The sequence below is a fragment of the Novosphingobium sp. genome, assembly GCF_036820275.1.
In the GTDB taxonomy this organism is placed as follows: domain Bacteria; phylum Pseudomonadota; class Alphaproteobacteria; order Sphingomonadales; family Sphingomonadaceae; genus Novosphingobium.
This window is the reverse complement of the sequence record NZ_DAISLT010000009.1, coordinates 23,537-40,568: the sequence shown is the minus strand read 5'-3', so window position 1 is coordinate 40,568 and position 17,032 is coordinate 23,537. Positions and strand designations below refer to the sequence as shown.

Annotated in this window: 13 protein-coding genes; 6 read left to right on the top strand and 7 right to left on the bottom strand. The window is 64.7% G+C overall.

Annotated elements, in window-relative coordinates; all coding sequences use genetic code 11:
- The 5 genes from V7066_RS09315 to rpsF form a co-directional block, all read right to left on the bottom strand.
- Positions 1–2,479 (bottom strand): TonB-dependent receptor domain-containing protein (locus V7066_RS09315; protein ID WP_334182776.1); only part of this gene is annotated, 2,479 nt, incomplete at its 3' end.
- A 447-nt stretch (positions 2,480–2,926) separates the two neighbouring features.
- Positions 2,927–4,357 carry an AMP nucleosidase gene (locus V7066_RS09310; protein ID WP_334182775.1) on the bottom strand — a complete coding sequence of 477 codons (1,431 nt, stop codon included), beginning with the start codon at positions 4,355–4,357 and terminating at the stop codon, positions 2,927–2,929.
- A 134-nt stretch (positions 4,358–4,491) separates the two neighbouring features.
- On the bottom strand, positions 4,492–5,088 hold the full coding sequence (gene rplI, locus V7066_RS09305; protein ID WP_334182774.1) for a 50S ribosomal protein L9: 597 nt from the start codon (positions 5,086–5,088) through the stop codon (positions 4,492–4,494).
- Between the two features lie 14 nt (positions 5,089–5,102).
- Entirely contained in the window at positions 5,103–5,327 is a 225-nt protein-coding gene (rpsR, locus tag V7066_RS09300; protein ID WP_021232952.1) for a 30S ribosomal protein S18, read from the bottom strand.
- 5 nt (positions 5,328–5,332) lie between these two features.
- Positions 5,333–5,695 (bottom strand): 30S ribosomal protein S6, encoded by a 363-nt coding sequence (gene rpsF / locus V7066_RS09295; protein WP_054440796.1) that lies wholly within the window; start codon positions 5,693–5,695, stop codon positions 5,333–5,335.
- Between the two features lie 355 nt (positions 5,696–6,050).
- Here rpsF and V7066_RS09290 point away from each other — a divergent pair, with 355 nt between their 5' ends.
- Complete coding sequence (locus V7066_RS09290; RefSeq protein ID WP_334182773.1) at positions 6,051–6,998, top strand: DUF808 domain-containing protein; 948 nt, start codon at positions 6,051–6,053, stop codon at positions 6,996–6,998.
- Positions 6,999–7,007: 9 nt separating this feature from the next.
- On the opposite strand, the gene V7066_RS09285 is transcribed toward V7066_RS09290, so the two are convergent.
- Positions 7,008–8,420 (bottom strand): glutamate ligase domain-containing protein, encoded by a 1,413-nt coding sequence (locus tag V7066_RS09285; RefSeq protein WP_334182772.1) that lies wholly within the window; start codon positions 8,418–8,420, stop codon positions 7,008–7,010.
- Between the two features lie 53 nt (positions 8,421–8,473).
- On the opposite strand from V7066_RS09285, the gene V7066_RS09280 reads away from it, so the two are divergent.
- The 4 genes from V7066_RS09280 to dnaN all read left to right on the top strand — a co-directional run bounded on the left by V7066_RS09280 (position 8,474) and on the right by dnaN (position 12,677).
- Positions 8,474–9,283 carry an LD-carboxypeptidase gene (locus V7066_RS09280; RefSeq protein ID WP_334182771.1) on the top strand — a complete coding sequence of 270 codons (810 nt, stop codon included), beginning with the start codon at positions 8,474–8,476 and terminating at the stop codon, positions 9,281–9,283.
- Between the two features lie 122 nt (positions 9,284–9,405).
- Entirely contained in the window at positions 9,406–10,341 is a 936-nt protein-coding gene (gene fabD / locus V7066_RS09275; protein ID WP_334182770.1) for an ACP S-malonyltransferase, read from the top strand.
- A gap of 116 nt (positions 10,342–10,457) precedes the next feature.
- Complete coding sequence (fabG, locus tag V7066_RS09270) at positions 10,458–11,222, top strand: 3-oxoacyl-[acyl-carrier-protein] reductase (RefSeq protein WP_334182769.1); 765 nt, start codon at positions 10,458–10,460, stop codon at positions 11,220–11,222.
- A gap of 336 nt (positions 11,223–11,558) precedes the next feature.
- The gene (dnaN, locus tag V7066_RS09265; protein WP_334182768.1) at positions 11,559–12,677 is read left to right on the top strand and encodes a DNA polymerase III subunit beta; all 1,119 of its coding nucleotides are present in this window, start codon (positions 11,559–11,561) and stop codon (positions 12,675–12,677) included.
- 56 nt (positions 12,678–12,733) lie between these two features.
- Here dnaN and V7066_RS09260 read toward each other — a convergent pair whose 3' ends face one another.
- Entirely contained in the window at positions 12,734–14,092 is a 1,359-nt protein-coding gene (locus V7066_RS09260; RefSeq protein ID WP_334182767.1) for an FAD-dependent oxidoreductase, read from the bottom strand.
- Positions 14,093–14,480: 388 nt separating this feature from the next.
- Between V7066_RS09260 and V7066_RS09255 the strand changes: the two genes are divergently transcribed.
- Positions 14,481–17,000 carry an EAL domain-containing protein gene (locus V7066_RS09255; RefSeq protein ID WP_334182766.1) on the top strand — a complete coding sequence of 840 codons (2,520 nt, stop codon included), beginning with the start codon at positions 14,481–14,483 and terminating at the stop codon, positions 16,998–17,000.
- Positions 17,001–17,032 lie beyond the last annotated feature (32 nt).

Sequence of the window (17,032 nt, the reverse complement as noted above, 5' to 3'; positions counted from 1 at the left end):
TGGCATAGACGTTGCCGCAGAGCAGGCCGAACTTGCCGGCGCAGTCCACCGTCAGGTCGGAAAGGGCGGCGATCGGCTTGAACGTGAAGTTCATCAGGCGGGTGCCGCTGGCGCGCAGGGTCAGCTTGCTCGATCCGTGCTCGCCGAAGGCCAGCGGGATGGCGTACTGCATGTCGAAGTCGATGCCGTCGGTCTTCATGCCGCCCGAGTTCGACAGGTTATCGACCGCGCCGGTGATCGTGTAGCTGTTCCCGTCACGCGGCAGCAGCGAGCAGTAGCTGGTGTCGTAAGGCGTCCAGCCGTTCGCGGCCGTGCCGTAGCAGGCCGAGATGATGTTCGAGGTGCCGGCGGCGGTGATGTAGTTGTCGATCTTGATGTGGTAGTAGTCGACGGTGAGCGACAGGCCCGGAATGAAGCGGGGCTGGATCATCGTGCCGACGGTCCAGGTGTTCGCCGTTTCCTCGCGCAGCGAGGTGTTGCCGCCGTTGTAGCTCTCGATCTGCGAATCGCCGCCGTTGTAGGCGGTGCCGATCAGGTTCGCCGGGATGCCCGAGGCGGCGCAGCTGGCGTTGAGATTGGCGTTCGTGAGCGCGGTCGAGGTGGCGCAGGGATCGGTTGCGGGTTCGAAGTTCTGAGCGTTGCCGCTGTAGAGATTGTTGACCGTAGGCGCACGTACCGCGCGCGAGAACTGGCCGCGCAGGCTCACGTCCTTGATCGGGGCCCAGACGAGACCGGCCGAGAAGGTGCCGACCGACTTGGCTGCCGTCGAGTAGTACGAATAGCGCGCCGCGCCGTTGAATTCGAGCCGCTCGATGAAGGGCTTGTCGGCGATCAGGGGCACGTTGAACTCGGCGAAGAGTTCCTTGACGTTGTAGCCGCCCGCAATCGGTTCCGAACCGTTGAAGCCGATCACGTCACCCGAGGCGAGCGCTTCGTCCGGGTTGAAGCTGCCGTGCTCGCTGCGATACTCGCCGCCGAAGGCAAGACCGGCCGGGCCTGCGCCCAGATCGAACAGGTTGTTGTTGGTGATCGCGCCGCTGACGACCTTTTCGGTGATGGTCGAGCGGTTGACGGTGTCGATCGAGATGAAGTCCGCTGCTTCCTGGCTGATGTTGCCGGCGCCGAAGATATTCAGCGGGACGCAGCCGTTGCTGGTGTCCGAGCAGACCAGGTTGCCGCTGGAATCATAGGAGGTCAGCAGGGCCTGCTGGACGCGGCTGGCCGAGACGTTGCCGTACTGGCGCTCGACCTGCTTGGTGCGGGAATAGCTGAAGTAGGCGTCGTAGTTCCAGTCGCCGGAGATCTGTCCGCGGGCGCCGATCAGTCCGCGATAGGCCTTGCTGTCGAGGTTCGAGATGCGGTCTCCCACTTCCGAAAGACGGCGATAGACCGAAGCCGAAGTGTAGCCGTCGCCGTCGGTGTCGTAGCCGCTCAGCAGCGACTGCGTGGCAGGCGACAGGAACGAGGAATCGGTGTCGAGCGAGTAAGTGCCGGTCAGCGGCGTCGGGGCCAGCTGGTTCTTCACGCGGTTGTGGATGTACTGGCCTTCACCGTAGAGCGTCAGGTGGTCGCTGACGTCGAAGTGGGCCTGGGCCGACAGCAGCTGGCGCTTCTGCGGAACCTGGAGATAGTTCTCCGAGGCATAGTTATAGGCATCGGCGGACGTGTAGGCCGAAGTGCTGCCGTCCTGTCCGAACTTGTAGTTGTTGCCGCCGAGCGCGATGCGGCCGGCCGGGATCGAGCTGGAGCCGCCACCCATCAGGCCGCCTTCGCCGTCGTCGGTCTGGGCGATCGAGGTATAGCTGCGGGCCGACTGGAGGATCGACTTGCGGCGCATGTAGTCGCCATAGATCGTGATGTTGCCGCGGCCGTCGGCGAAGTTCTTGCCGACCAGAAGGCCGCCGTTGTACTGGGCGCCGTCGCCTGCGCCGGTCAGGCGATAGTTGGCATTGGCCTGGACGCCGTCGAAGTCCTGCTTGGTGATGAAGTTCACCACGCCGGTCACCGCGTCCGAACCGTAGACGGCCGACTTGCCGCCGGTCACTACGTCGACGCGCTCGATCAGCGCGGTCGGGATCGTGTTGAGGTCGACGATCTGGTTGGTGTCATAAGACACGTAGCGGTGGCCGTTGACCAGAACCAGCGTGCGTTCCGCACCGAGGCCGCGCAAGTCGGCAGTGGCGACGCCGCCGCCCGGATTGTTGGACGCGGCCGTCGCGCCCGGAAGCACCTGCGGCAGATCCTTGAGGATGTTCTCGACGTTGACCTGGCCGGTCAGCGCGATTTCCTTGGCGGAAACGGCCATGATCGGGGCAGCCTGTTCAAGGTTCGGATTGGACAGGCGCGAGCCGGTCACGACGATGGCGCCGCCGTCGGACTCGGCTGCGTTTGCGGGCGCGTCGTCCTGCGCGTGAGCCGCAGCAGGCAGGCCCATCAGCAAGGTGGAGGCCAGCAGCAGGCGCTTCATTTCGGATGTCATTCGGTACTCCCTTTGCAGTTTCCGGCGCACGGTTTGCCGTAAGCCGGAACCAGGTCAGGGGGTGTGCTCCCAAGGTGAGCGTTCTGTCATCATGGAATAATAGTCGATGTTTATTGAATTCCGCACAGTTGTAGATCGGCAACTATTATTTCAAGCGGCGTTACATTGGCGTAATTTCAATGTAATTCGTTGAAATAATCGCGTAACATGAAAATACTTCAAGCTATACTCAACTTATAGACATTTGTTGTGCATATTTCCATCACAAACTTATAAGATTGCCGCATGGCGCCAGATCCGGACATATCCGTAGCCGGTTGCAATGCGCGCGCCGGCTTCGGCAAAGATGTGGGAGGCGGATACTTGGGGTGGAATCGAAAAGGGCGCCGCTCCTTTCGGAACGGCGCCCTTTTTCTGCGCAAGCGTTGCGGCGTGGGCCGCAGCGGATCAGCGGAACGGCGGCTCGTTGAACGCGCGCAGCTTGCGGGAATGCAGCTTCTCACCTTCGGCGCGGAGCAGGTCGCAAGCCTGGAGGCCGATCTTGAGGTGGCTGGCGATGGCCTCCTCGTAGAAGCGGTTGGCCTGGCCGGGCAGCTTGAGTTCGCCGTGGATCGGCTTGTCGGATACGCAGAGCAGGGTGCCGTAGGGTACGCGGAAGCGATAGCCCTGGGCGCTGATCGTGGCGCTCTCCATGTCGATGCCGATGGCGCGGCTCAGGCTGAAGCGGTGCGCGGATTCGGTGTAGCGCAGTTCCCAGTTGCGGTCGTCGGTGGTGACGACGGTGCCGGTGCGCATGCGCTTCTTGAGATTGGCACCGCCTTCGCCGCTGACCGCCTCGGCCGCCGAAGCGAGAGCCTGCTGCACTTCCGCGATCGCGGGCAGCGGGATCTCCGGCGGCAGGACCGGGTCGAGCACGTGGTCGTCGCGCAAGTAGGCATGGGCGAGCACGTAGTCGCCGATGCGCTGGCCTTCGCGCAGGCCGCCGCAGTGGCCGATCATCAGCCAGACTTCGGGGCGGATCACCGCGAGGTGGTCGGTGATGGTCTTGGCGTTCGAGGGGCCGACGCCGATGTTGACCAGGGTGATGCCCGACTTGTCCGGCCGGATCAGGTGATAGGCCGGCATCTGGTGGCGGCGCCATGCAGTGTCGGACAGGCGCTCGCGGGCATTGTCGACCGGGGTGTCGAGATAGAGGCCGCCGGCGCCAGACAGCGCGGTGTAGCCGTTCGAGCCGATCTGGGTCCCGGCCCAGTCCACGAACTCGTCGACATAGCGATGGTAGTTGGTGAACAGGATGTAGCGCTGGCAGTGCTCGACGCTGGTGCCGGTATAGTGCTGCAGGCGGGCGAGGCTGAAATCGGTGCGCAGGCCGTCGAACAGGGCCAGCGGCAGCGGCTCCTCCGGCGACTGGCGGAACGCACCGTCCGAGATCTCGTCACCGATCAGCGCGAGTTCGGTGGTCGGGAAGTGGGCGGCCAGTTCCTGCGGGGTGACGCTGCCCATGCCGACGCCGTCGAGGACGTAGGGGAAGGGGATTTCCTGGGCGGAAGGCGCGACCTCGATCTCCACCTCATAATCCTCGTGGAGCAGCGCCAGCTGTTCTTCGAGGTAGTCCGCGAAGAGGCGCGGGCGGGTGATCGTGGTGGTGTAGGTGCCTGCTTCGTTCAGACGGCCGAACGAGCGGCTGTAGAACGTGCCGCGCTCCACGCCTGCGTAGGTGATGCGCAGTTCCGGATAGGACCAGGCGCGGGTTTCGCGGCGTTCGGACGGGGGCGGGGTGCCGTTCTCGACAAAGGCGGCAATGTCTGCGCGCAGGGTGCTGACGGCGGTTTCGTAAACGCGGACCAGTTCCGCGAGGGTGCTTTTGATCGTTTCCATCGCCCGTAATTACGCAATCTGTGTTGCAGCGCAATAGCAGCGTGACGATAGGCGGATTGGCCGGAAACGAAAAAACCCCCGCTCCGGTCGGAGCGAGGGCCTTTTCTCGACGGTCGTTACCGCGAAAAGGAAGCTCAGGCTTCTTCTTCGGTCTCGGCAACTTCCTCTTCGACCGCGATTTCGCCGGGTTCGGCGTTCGGGTCGTAGGCTTCGGTGAAACCCGAGACGTCCTGTTCGAACATCGCGGCCATCACGTCCACGCCCTGCGACTGCAGGTCGGCTTCGTCGGGCGAACGGGCGACGTTCACCTTGACGTTGACCGAGACTTCGGGGTGCAGGTTCACGCGAACTTCGAACACGCCGATGGTCTTGATCGGACGTTCGAGCACGATCATCTGCTTCGAGACTTCGGCGCCCTGCTCGTTGAGAGCGTCGACGATGTCGCGAACCGAGACCGAACCGTAAAGCTGGCCCGAGTTCGACGAGGCGCGGATCAGGACGACCTGCTTGCCTTCGACGTTGCCCGAGTGCGATTCGGCCGACGAGCGACGCTCGGCGTTGTCAGCTTCGATCTTCGCGCGGTTGGCTTCGAAGACCTTCTTGTTCTTCTCGTTGGCGCGCAGGGCCTTCTTGTTGGGAAGAAGGTAGTTGCGGGCGTAACCGTCCTTGACGGAAACGACATCGCCGATGGCGCCGAGCTTCTCGACGCGTTCGAGGAGGATGATGTCCATGAGGCTAGTCCTCCTTACTTGACGATGTAGGGCAGGAGGCCGATGTGCCGGGCGCGCTTGATCGCCTGGCTCAGCTCACGCTGCTTCTTTGCGGAAACCGCGGTGATGCGGCTGGGAACGATCTTGCCACGCTCGGACATGAAGCCCTGAAGCAGACGCACGTCCTTGTAGTCGATGGCCGGAGCGTTCTTGCCCGAGAACGGGCAGGACTTGCGGCGGCGGAAGAATGCACGTGCCATGGAAATCAGTTCCCTTCACGTTCACGACGGCGAGTACGCTCGCGGTCGCTCTTGCGCATCATGACCGACGGACCAGCTTCGTGCTCGTCGACGCGGATGGTCAGGTAACGGATGACGTCTTCGTTGATCTGCGTCTGACGCTCGAGCTCGGCGATGGTGTCGCCGGGAGCTTCGATGTTGAGCATCACGAAGTGCGCCTTGCGGTTGCGCTTGATCTTGTACGCGAGATTCTTCAGGCCCCAGGTCTCGGTCTTGGTGACCTTGCCCTGGTTGGCTTCGACGATCTCGGTGGCGGTGGCGGCAAGTGCATCGACTTGCGCCTGGCTGAGGTCCTGGCGTGCCAGGAACACGTGCTCATACTGAGCCACGGCAGCTTCCTTTATCTCTGTCTAACCGATCGCTGGCTTGTCCGCGGGATTGCGGGGCCCCTCCGGCTTTCTTCCTTCCCGTCCGGCATGCGACATGGCGCACGAGACGGAAGGCGCGCCCTTAGCGGATCTGGCGCGGAACGCAAGCAAAAGCTGGGGGTGTGCTCCGACACAGCCTCCTTTCTCGTCATCCCGCGCAGGCGAGGATCTCGCTTATCTTGAGGTATGCCGCCATGGCCGCAACGAAAATGCCGGGTGGGCATTGTCAATCGGACGCATTTTGTTCGTTTCGCTTGATCGGCGCGTCGTTCGCCCGCATGGCGGCAAAGTCTTTTGAACAGGGGGTTTGTTCCAGATGCCATCCGGCCTCGTTGCGCTTCTCGATGACGTTGCGGTGATTGCCCGTGCCGCCGCCGCCTCGCTGGACGACGTGGGGGTAGGGGTCGCCAAGGCCGGCAGCAAGGCTGCGGGCGTCGTGATCGACGATGCGGCGGTGACGCCGGGCTACGTCACCGACTTCACGCCCGAGCGTGAACTGCCGATCATCTGGAAGATCACCAAGGGCAGTCTGTTCAACAAGCTGGTCGTGCTCTTGCCGATCGCCCTGCTGCTCAGCGCTTTCCTGCCTTGGCTGATCACGCCGATCCTGATGCTGGGCGGCAGCTATCTCGCGTTCGAGGGCGCGGAGAAGGTCATCGAGAAGCTGGGCGGGGCCAAGCACGGCGAGACGCTGGAAAACCCGGTCTCGGACGCGGCGAGCTTCGAGCAGGCCCGCGTTTCCGGTGCGATTCGCACCGACCTGATCCTCTCGGCGGAGATCATGGCGATTGCGCTTTCGGAAGTGGCCGACAGTTCGCTGGTGACGCGGGCGGTGGCGCTGGCGCTCGTGGGCATTCTCATCACGGCGGGCGTCTACGGTGCGGTGGCGCTGATCGTGAAGATGGATGACATCGGCCTGCACCTCGCAAAAAAGGACGGCAAGGGTACGCAGGCTTTCGGCCGCATGCTGGTGAGCGCGATGCCCAAGGTGCTGACGGTGCTGGCTTCGGTCGGCACGCTGGCGATGCTTTGGGTCGGCGGCGGGATCGTGTTGCACGGGCTGGAGGAACTCGGGGTTCCGGCGCCTGCGCATATCGCCCACGCTTTCCAGCACTGGCTGGAAGTGCTGGGCGGGCCGCTGGGCGGTGCGCTCGGCTGGCTGGGCTATGCCGTTGCTTCGGCGGTCGTGGGTCTGGTGCTGGGCGCGGTGATTGCGGTGCTGGTGCACCTTGTTGCCACGGCGCGCGGCAGCAAGGCGCACTGATCTCGCGGTTCAGAGCCGCGCGAGCAGGTCCTTAGCAAAGACCGTCAGCGTATCGTCGCGCGCGCCCATCACGACCACGCGGTCGCCGGGCTGCGCGATCTGGACGATGCGGGTGGCGCAGTCGTCACGAGAGGGCACGTATTCGGCTTTTCCGCCGTCCGCTTCGATCAGCCGCACGATGCGTTCGCTGCCTTCGGAGCGGTCCACGGTGCCCCCGAAATAGACCGGATCGCACAGGATCGTGACATCGTTCGGCCCGAGTTTCCTGGCGAGCACTTCGGCCAGTTCGTGGCCCATTTGCTTGAGCGGGCCGTAGCCGTGCGGCTGGAAGAACGCGATCACGCGGCCGGGATGGGCCTTGAGCGTGGCGAGAGTGGCGGAAATCTTGTCGGGGTTGTGGCCGAAATCGTCGATCACCGTCACGCCCGAGGGCGAGGTGCCGACGATATCGAACCGGCGGGCAAGTCCCACGAAGCTGCCCAGCGCCTTGACCGCCTCGGCCACCGAAACCCCGGCGGCATTGGCTGCGGCGATGGCGGCAAGTGCGTTATAGAGGTTGTGACGCCCCGGCACCTTGAGCACGAGCGCGTGCGAAGATCTGTCGCGGCGATCCAGCACGGTGGCGGTGAGAGAAATCGGTCCTTCCACCACGTCGGCGGCGCCGATCTGCGCGTCCTGCGAGGTGATGCCGAAGGTCACCAAGGCCTTGGCGTGCGGGGCGAGGGCGGCCGTCTCCGCATCGTCGAGATTGATCGCCGAAACATCCGCCCGGCCGAGGAAATCGCCGAAGAGTTGGCGCAGTTCCTCAAGGCTCTTGTGATCGAGGCTGACATTGCCCAGCACCGCCACTTTCGGGCGATAGAGCGCGATCGAACCGTCGCTCTCGTCCACTTCCGACACGAAGACCTCGCCCTGACCGACGCGGGCGCTGGCGAAAGGCGCGTCGGGCGACGCGAAGTTCTTCATCACCGCGCCGTTCATGATCGTGGGGTCGCGTCCTGCGTGGGTCATGATCCAGCCGGTCATGCCGGTGACGGTCGACTTGCCCGAGGTGCCGCCGATCGCCACGCCGAAGGGCGCGGCGTTGAACAGCGTCGCCAGAAGCTGGGCACGGCTCATGCGCGGGCAGCCGAACTCTTTCGCGCGCACCACTTCCGGCACCGTGTCTTCCACGGCGGCCGAGGCGACGAGAGTCTGCTCGGCTCCGGTAATGCCGCTGCCGTCCTGTGGGTGCAGGTCGAAGCCTAGGCTTTCCAGCCAGGCGAACTTTTCAGGCGTGCGGCCCTGATCGCGGCTGCGGTCGGAGCCCGCCACATGCGCGCCGTGCCCCTTCAGGATCAGCGCGAGCGGCAACATGCCCGATCCGCCGATGCCGCAGAAGAACCAGGGATGTGAAGTGAGGTCGTGATGCGCGGAAGTCATGACGCTTCGGTATGCGGCCTTGTTCGTCCTGACAACCTCGATAGGAAGGAGCCATGACCCGTATCGCAGTTTGTGCACCGTCCACCCCGATCACCCGCGAGGATGCGGAGGCCGTCGTCGCTCTGGCGGCTGCCGAGTTTCCCGATGTGGAGCTTGTGATCCACGACCAGTGCTTTGAAGTGGAAGGTCATTTCGCGGGCAGCGATGCGCGCCGGATCGCGGCGCTGGTCGAGTGCGCCAACGATTCCTCGGTGGATGCGGTGTGGTTCGCGCGCGGCGGCTATGGCGCGTGCAGGGTGGCGGAAACGGCCATCGCGAAGTTCACGCACGATGCGCAGGCCAAGACGTTTCTGGGCTATTCCGACGCGGGCTATCTGCTCGGCGGACTTTATCGTGCGCGCATCGGCAAGCCTGTGCACGGACCGATGCTCGCTGATATCCGGCGCGAGGGCGGGGCGGAGGCAGTGCGCCGCGCACTGCGTTGGCTGACCGGCGATGCCTCGGGCGTGGAGCCGACCGGCGACAGTCACCCGCGCGTTGCCTTCAACCTGATGACGCTCGCCATGCTCTGCGGCACCCCGCTGATGCCGGGGCTGGCCAACCATGTCGTGCTGGTGGAGGAAGTTTCGGAGTATCTCTACGCCGTCGACCGGCTGTTCTTCCACCTTACCGCGCACCTTGGCGGCGTGGCCGGACTGCGCCTCGGCCGGGTGAGCGACGTGCCCGAAAACGACAGGCCTTTCGGCATCGAGGCAGAGGAAATCGTTCGTCACTGGTGCGAGCATCATGCGATTTCCTACCTCGGCAGTGCCGACATCGGGCATGATGCGATGAACCGGATCGTCCCGTTCGGGCCTGTTTGAAGAAAGAGCACCCTCCGGGCTTGCGGAGCGGCCCCAAGGTCAATAACGCGCCGCGCCACATATAGAGATTCACAAACCGGCAGGGCGCATTCGCAAGCCGCCGGACACAAGGAGCCGCCAAGATGCGTGCATTCGTTTTTCCCGGACAGGGCAGCCAGAAGGTCGGCATGGGCGCCGAACTCGCCGAAGCCAGCGCCGTCGCGCGTGAGGTCTTCCAGGAAGTGGACGAGGCGCTCGGCCAGAACCTCTTCCGCGTGATGACGCAGGGCCCCGAAGAGGAGCTGACCCTCACCGAGAACGCCCAGCCGGCGATCATGGCCAATGCCATCGCCGTCCTGCGCGTGCTGGAGAAGGAAGGCGGCATCTCGCTCGCCGACAAGGCGGACTTCGTCGCCGGTCACTCGCTCGGCGAATACACTGCGCTTTGCGCTGCCGGTGCGTTCAGCCTTGCCGATACCGCACGCCTGCTGAAGCTGCGCGGCCAGTCGATGCAGGCGGCCGTTCCGGTCGGCCTTGGCGCGATGGCCGCGCTGCTGGGCGCCGACATCGAAAAGGCCACCGAGCTTGCTGCCGCTGCCGCCGAAGGACTCGTCTGCACCGTCGCCAACGACAACGACCCCACGCAGGTCGTGATCTCCGGCCACAAGGAAGCCATCGAGCGCGCCGTCGCGCTGGTGAAGGACCACGGCATCAAGCGCGGCGTGCTGCTGCCGGTTTCAGCGCCGTTCCACTGCCCGCTGATGCAGCCCGCTGCCGACGCCATGGCCGAGGCGCTGGCCAAGACCGCTCCGGGCAGCCTGCACGTGCCGCTGTTCGCCAATGTCACCGCCTCGGTCGTCACCGACCCCGCCGAAGTCCAGCGCCTGCTGGTGGAGCAGGTCACGGGCCGCGTCCGCTGGCGCGAAAGCGCGATCGCCATGCGCGAGGCGGGCGTCGAGACGTTCGTCGAACTCGGCGGCAAGGTGCTCGGCCCGATGATCAAGCGTTCGGCAGGCGAGGTTGAAGTGATTTCCGCCGTGACCATGGCCGAGATCGAGGAACTCGCGAAGGGTCTCTGATCCCCGCGCTCTGATGGCATGCCGGGCTTGACCCGGCGCCTTCTTAGGTTTGAAGAAAGGCCCCGTTCGGCGGGCCGTCGCTGCCGTTCCGGCATGCGATTCACGGAGATTCTGAAATGTTCAACCTCAACGGAATGACTGCCCTCGTCACTGGCGCCTCGGGCGGTATCGGTTCCTCGGTCGCCCGCGCCCTGGCGGCTCAGGGTGCGCGCCTCGCCATCTCTGGCTCGAACGCCGACAAGCTGCGCGCCTTCCGCGACGAGCTGGACGAGCACACCCCGCAGCATGTGCAGGACGTCGACCACGTCGCCATCGCCTGCAATCTCGGCGATCCCGAGCAGGTCGAGAAGCTGGTCCCCGCCGCGCTCGAATCGCTCGGCAAGATCGATATCCTGATCAACAACGCGGGCATCACCCGCGACAACCTCGCCATGCGCATGAAGGACGAGGAGTGGGATCAAGTCATCAAGATCAACCTCGAATCGACCTTCCGCCTGATGCGCGCCGTGACCAAGCCGATGATGAAGGCGCGCTTCGGCCGCATCATCAACGTCACCTCGGTTGTCGGCACCACCGGCAACCCCGGCCAGATGAACTACTGCGCGGCGAAAGGCGGCATCACCGCCATGTCGAAGAGCCTCGCGCAGGAACTCGCCAGCCGCAATGTCACCGTCAACTGCATCGCGCCGGGCTTCATCCGCACGGCGATGACCGACGTGCTGCCCGATGCGCAGAAGGACGCGCTCAACGGCCGCATCCCGATGGGCCGCATGGGCGAGGGCGACGACATCGCCGCTGCCGCCGTGTTCCTCGCCTCGAAGGAAGCGGGCTACGTCACCGGCCAGACGATCCACGTCAACGGCGGCATGGTGATGATCTGACAGGACTTCGGGATCGGGGCGGATGGCGAGGGTGAAACCCTGCGATCCGCGCCGATCCGAGGCCCTCGCATCGCTCTTTGCGTCCGGTGGGTGCAATGCCTGCCGAAAAGAATCGGTTTCCCCCGACGAATCTGGTTTTGAAGCAATTTTGCGATCTGGCGGCGAGAACGCGTTCGGATGACCTGAAAAAGGTCCAAAATCCCCCCATTTATCCCCAGAAACGCCGAAGAGCGGGCAATAGTCGCTTGCCGCCTGTTTTCCGTTCGCTAGAGATATTCGTCCTGAAATTCGGGATGTGCGCATCCCTAGCCCGACCAAGGGGGACTTGAGGCTGCCATGAAGGCCACAATCGAACGTTCCACGCTCTTGCGCTGCCTGTCGCACGTGCAGTCCGTCGTCGAGCGGCGCAACACCATTCCCATTCTCTCGAACGTCCTGATCGAGGCCTCGGGCTCCGGATCCTTGCGCATCATGGCGACCGACCTCGATTTGCAGGTCGTCGAAACCCTGGGCGCCGTTTCGGTCGAGCAGGCCGGTGCGATCACGGTTTCCGCGCACCTGCTGTTCGACATCGCTCGCAAGCTGCCGGACGGTAGCCAGGTCAGCCTCGACGCTGCGGACAACCGCATGGTCGTCAAGGCCGGTCGTAGCCGCTTCCAGCTGCCGACCCTGCCGCGCGACGATTTCCCGGTCATCGCCGAGGGCGAACTGCCGACCAGCTTCGAAATCCCGGCCGCCACGCTGGGCCAGCTGATCGACCGCACGCGCTTCGCGATCTCGACCGAGGAAACGCGCTACTATCTCAACGGCATCTTCCTCCACGTCTCGGACGAGGAACTGAAGGCCGCCGCCACCGACGGCCACCGTCTCGCGCGCTTCACCCTGCCGCGCCCGGACGGCGCCGAGGGCATGCCCGACGTGATCGTGCCGCGTAAGTGCGTGGGCGAACTGCGCAAGTTGCTGGAAGAAGCGCTCGACACCAACGTGCTCGTCGATCTTTCGGCCAGCAAGATCCGCTTCACGCTTGGCGGCGAAAACGGCGTCGTGCTGACCAGCAAGCTGATCGACGGCACTTTCCCCGATTACACCCGCGTCATTCCGACCGGGAACGACAAGCTGCTCAAGATCGATCCCAAGAGCTTCTTCGAGGGTGTGGACCGCGTAGCGACCATCGCCACCGAAAAGACCCGTGCCGTGAAGATGGCGCTGGAGCAGGACCGCGTGACGCTTTCCGTTACTTCGCCGGACAACGGCACGGCAGCGGAAGAAGTCCCGGCGGACTACTCTTCGGACGGTTTCGAGATCGGCTTCAACGCCAACTATCTCAAGGACATCCTTGGCCAGATCGACGGCGACACGGTGGAACTCCACCTGGCCGACGCCGGTGCGCCGACGCTGATCCGTCAGAACGACCAGAGCCCGGCGCTCTACGTGCTGATGCCGATGCGCGTCTGACCTTACGGGTTCAAGGCAAACGAAAAGGCCGGGGTTCGCCCCGGCCTTTTTTGTTGTCAGCTCTCCTGAACCGAGGGGTGGGCCTTGGCGATCATGCGGTCGACCTCGACGAACTTCTCGCGCGGGGCGCCCTGGCGGGCATTGGCGACTTCGGCCTCGTCGATCTTCTGCCACTCGGTGAATTTCACGAAGTCGATGCCGCGCGTCGCGGCGAGGGCTTCGAAGCCGGGGCGTCCCGGCTTGCCGGTGCCGCCGTCCGCTCCCAGGTCGGCGTCGATCTTCTCGATGATGGCGAAACCGTCCGGCCGGTTGGTGCCGATGGTGCCGGTCGGGCCGCGGCGCGCCCAGCCGACGCAGTAGAGGCCGGGCATGATCCGTCCCTCGACATTGGCGAAGCGGCCGCCCTGTTCGTCATAGGGAACGTCCGGAATGCGCGAGGTCTGGTAGCCGATGCAGGCGACGACGATGCCTGCCGGAATGTGGTAGGTTTCGCCGGTTCCCACCGCCTTGCCGTCCACCAGTTTCGTGCGTTCGATTTCTATCCCCTCGACCCGGTCGGTGCCGAGGATCGCGCGCGGGGCGGCGAAGAAGTCGAACTCGATGGCGATATCGCGGCCGGGGCAGATGATGCCCCCCTCATTGCCATTGTCGTTGGCCGTATCGCCCGCCATCGCGAAGCTGCGCAAGTGGCCCATGGTCTTGCGCATACCGGGATCGAGTGCGGCATCTTCCGCCAGCGCGGGCAGGTCGGCAGGGTCGACGCGGGGACAGGCCCGCGCGAGTTTCGCCAGTTCGCCCAGTTCCTTGGGCGTCATCGTTACCTGATGCGGTCCGCGCCGCCCAAGCACGACGATCCGCCGGATCTGCGAGCCTTCCAGCGACGCGAGCGCATGGGCGACGATATCGCTGCCTGCGAATTCCTCGCCGGACTTGGCGAGAATCCGCACGACGTCGAGCGCGACATTGCCGTTGCCAACGATCACGGCGGTCTCGTGGCCGAAGTCGGGATGGAGTTCGGCGAACTGGGGGTGCCCGTTGTACCACCCGACGAAAGCGGCGCTGCCGAAGACATTGGGCAGGTCTTCGCCCGGCAGTCCGAGCTTGCGGTCGTTCGGCGCGCCGGTCGCCAGCACGACGGCATCGTAGAGTTCGCGCAATTCGTCGATGGAGATGTCGCGGCCGACCATGACATTGCCGACGAAGTGGACGTTGTCGCTGAGGGCGGTCGTCTCGTATCGGCGGGCTACGCTCTTGATGCTCTGGTGATCGGGGGCGACGCCGGTACGGATCAGTCCGAAGGGAACGGGCGAGGAGTCGAAGATATCGACCCGGACATCGTCTCTCCACTGCTTGAGCGCTGCTTCGGCCGTATAGTACCCGGCCGGTCCCGATCCGACGATGGCGATATGTCGCATGGATGTTTTCTCCCAAGCGGACGGAAACTGGACCAGTGCGCCCGCCACCTGTGAAGCAAACATGCTTCCGGACCGGCGGCAAGTGAAATCCGGCGGGACGGGCTTCTCATGACATATCCGGTAAGGATTGGATTTGCCCCCAATTAGGGATTTGGTTGCCGGAACTTAACACTTTCGCAATGGCCGCAGGGCAAAAGCCGATGCAATGGTGTGGTTGGGGACCCAAGAGCCGGACGAAACCGCGCGCGAAAGTGCGACGATTTCCCGCGCGCCCGTTGACCGCACTGAAAACGAGACCCGGAACCCCGTTCCGAACTTCGCCTTTCTCCGTCCGCGCGGGCCGAGCAGCGATCCGCTGCATTTCTTCATTGCGCGGCGCTGGGAGCTTATGGCCCCGGGAATCGTCTGCAACATGGTGGCGATGGGGGTCCTGTCCCGCAGCGCGCCGCAGCCGCTGTCGCTCTCGCTGGCTTTCGCTGCCATCCTGCTCTGCCTGGGCGCGCCCCTGCTGGCGACGATGGAAGGGCGGCTCCATCATCGCAGCTGGAAGCGCTACCCGCTGATGCTGCTGGCCGTCGCGCTGCCGATGCTGCTGTTCGGTGTGGCGGCAGCGCAGTGGACGCATGACTCCCCCGCGCTGGACTGGCAGGTGACGATCAAGGGCTACGGCCTGCTGGTCCTGCTGGCGACAGTGCTGCTAGAACGCCGCCTGACCTCGATCGTGGCAGCCACGGTCGCGGTGTGGGCAGGCGCCTCGATCCATTCGGCCTCGCTGGCGACGCTTGGCCTGCTGGCGGGAGGCACCGGCATCGGACTGATTGCGGCGATGCGGCAGGCGCGGCTGGCCCGCGCGGAATCGACGCGACTGGCGGCGCAGGAGCGCGAACGGCATCGGGCAGAGGAACTTCTGCGCGAATACGAGGAGACCGGGCAGGGCTGGTTCTGGGAAACCGACCGCCGCGGCCTGATCGCCTACGTCTCGCCGCGCATCGCCGAACTGGTCGGCTGCCCGGAGGCGAAGCTTTACGGACGGCCTTTCCTCAGCCTGTTCCGCCTGCGCGCCGAGGACCATGACAGCGAGCGCACGCTGGCGTTCCATCTTTCAACGCGTTCTTCCTTTCATGACATCGCCGTACGCGCTGCGACCGACGAGAAGGAGGAGCGCTGGTGGTCGATCAACGGCAGACCTGTGCTCGACCAGTTCCATAATTTCCTGGGCTTTCGCGGCTCGGGCATCGACCTGACCGAGACCCGCAAGTCGCAGCAGCACGTCACCCAGCTCGCGCGTTTCGATTCGCTGACCAAGCTCGCCAACCGCTTCCAGATGTCGGAGTGGCTGGAGAAGGTCATCAACTCCCCGCGCATCGAGAACCGCGCCTGCGCGGTGTTCCTGCTCGATCTCGATCGTTTCAAGCAGGTCAACGACACCATGGGCCACCCGGCCGGCGACGCCCTGCTCAAGCAAGTGGCCGAACGCCTGCGGGTAACGGTGGCGAACATGGGCCGCGTCGGCCGCCTCGGCGGCGACGAATTCCAGGTGATCCTGCCGGGCTACCACCAGCATGAGGGCCTCGGCCATCTGGCGCGCCGGGTGATCGAGAACCTCTCGCAGCCCTATTCGATCGACGGTACGCAGGTGACGATCGGCGCCTCGGTCGGCATCGCCATGTGCCCGGAGGACGGCACGACCGTCGAGGCGCTGATCCGCAATGCCGATCTGGCACTCTATGCGGCGAAGGGCGGCGGGCGAGGGCGCCATCACTTCTACGACGACGACCTCCATTCCGACGCTCGCGAGCGTCGGCAGCTGGAGCAGGACCTTCGCGACGCGATCGACGCGGGGGCGCTCGAACTGCACTACCAGCCCCAGGTCCATACGACGACCGAGCGGATTACCGGCTTCGAAGCACTGCTGCGCTGGAAACACCCCAAGCACGGCTATCTCTCGCCCGCCAGGTTCGTGCCCGTGGCCGAGGAGACCGGCCTGGTTTCGGAGATCGGCGAATGGGTGCTGCGCAAGGCCTGCCGCGATCTGGCCGCATGGCCGCATGACGTGCGCGTGGCGGTGAATGTCTCCCCGTTGCAATTCGCCAATCCGGACCTGCCGACCGTCGTCGCGCGGGCGATTGCCGCATCGGGGATCGCACCGGCTCGTCTCGAACTGGAAATCACCGAGAGCGTCTTCCTCGGCGAGGACAAGTCCACCGAGGCCATGTTCGGTGCGCTCAAGGGCGTGGGCGTGCGGCTGGCGCTCGACGATTTCGGCACCGGCTATTCCTCGCTCGGCTATCTGAAGAAGGCGCCGTTCGACAAGATCAAGATCGACCAGAGCTTCGTGCGCGGCGCCATCATCGAGGGCAGCCGCAACGGGGCGATCATCTCCTCGATCGTCGGTCTTGCCGAGGCGCTGGGCATGGAAACGACCGCGGAAGGCGTGGAGACGCTGGATGAACTGGACCTCGTGCGCCTGCTCGGATGCAGCCACGTCCAAGGCTACATTTACGAAAAGTCGCTGACGGCGGCCGAAGTCATGGCCCGGCTCGATCGCGGTCTCATGGCCGTCGCCACCGGCCCCCGCTCGGCCCGGGCACCGCGACAGACGATGCTGCGCAAGGTCGTGATGGAGCACGGCGGGCACATCTACCATGCGACAATCCGCAATATTTCCAGCACCGGGGCGATGGTCGAAGGCCTCTGGAACGTGCCGACAGAGACCCAGTTCGGCCTTCATCTCGCCGATGACAATGTCGTTCTGGCCACCGCCCGCTGGTGCCGGGAAGACCGCATGGGCGTGGAATTCCTGCGCCCGCTCGAACTGGATGGCAACGGATCGGTGCTCCTTACCCCGGTGCGTACCGAAACGCCTTCCGGCGGCGGCGACGAAGGTTTGCTGCGCAGGGCGGGCTGACCGGCTGAAAATGCGCGCACACCGCATTTTCA

Excerpts from the sequence above, each read along its gene's own strand:
- V7066_RS09310 (WP_334182775.1), bottom strand. The coding sequence starts at position 4,357 with ATGGAAACGATCAAAAGCACCCTCGCGGAACTGGTCCGCGTTTACGAA.
- rplI (WP_334182774.1), bottom strand. The coding sequence starts at position 5,088 with ATGGACATCATCCTCCTCGAACGCGTCGAGAAGCTCGGCGCCATCGGC.
- rpsR (WP_021232952.1), bottom strand. The coding sequence starts at position 5,327 with ATGGCACGTGCATTCTTCCGCCGCCGCAAGTCCTGCCCGTTCTCGGGC.
- V7066_RS09290 (WP_334182773.1), top strand. The coding sequence starts at position 6,051 with ATGCCATCCGGCCTCGTTGCGCTTCTCGATGACGTTGCGGTGATTGCC.
- V7066_RS09285 (WP_334182772.1), bottom strand. The coding sequence starts at position 8,420 with ATGACTTCCGCGCATCACGACCTCACTTCACATCCCTGGTTCTTCTGC.
- V7066_RS09280 (WP_334182771.1), top strand. The coding sequence starts at position 8,474 with ATGACCCGTATCGCAGTTTGTGCACCGTCCACCCCGATCACCCGCGAG.
- fabD (WP_334182770.1), top strand. The coding sequence starts at position 9,406 with ATGCGTGCATTCGTTTTTCCCGGACAGGGCAGCCAGAAGGTCGGCATG.
- fabG (WP_334182769.1), top strand. The coding sequence starts at position 10,458 with ATGTTCAACCTCAACGGAATGACTGCCCTCGTCACTGGCGCCTCGGGC.
- dnaN (WP_334182768.1), top strand. The coding sequence starts at position 11,559 with ATGAAGGCCACAATCGAACGTTCCACGCTCTTGCGCTGCCTGTCGCAC.
- V7066_RS09260 (WP_334182767.1), bottom strand. The coding sequence starts at position 14,092 with ATGCGACATATCGCCATCGTCGGATCGGGACCGGCCGGGTACTATACG.
- V7066_RS09255 (WP_334182766.1), top strand. The coding sequence starts at position 14,481 with ATGGCCCCGGGAATCGTCTGCAACATGGTGGCGATGGGGGTCCTGTCC.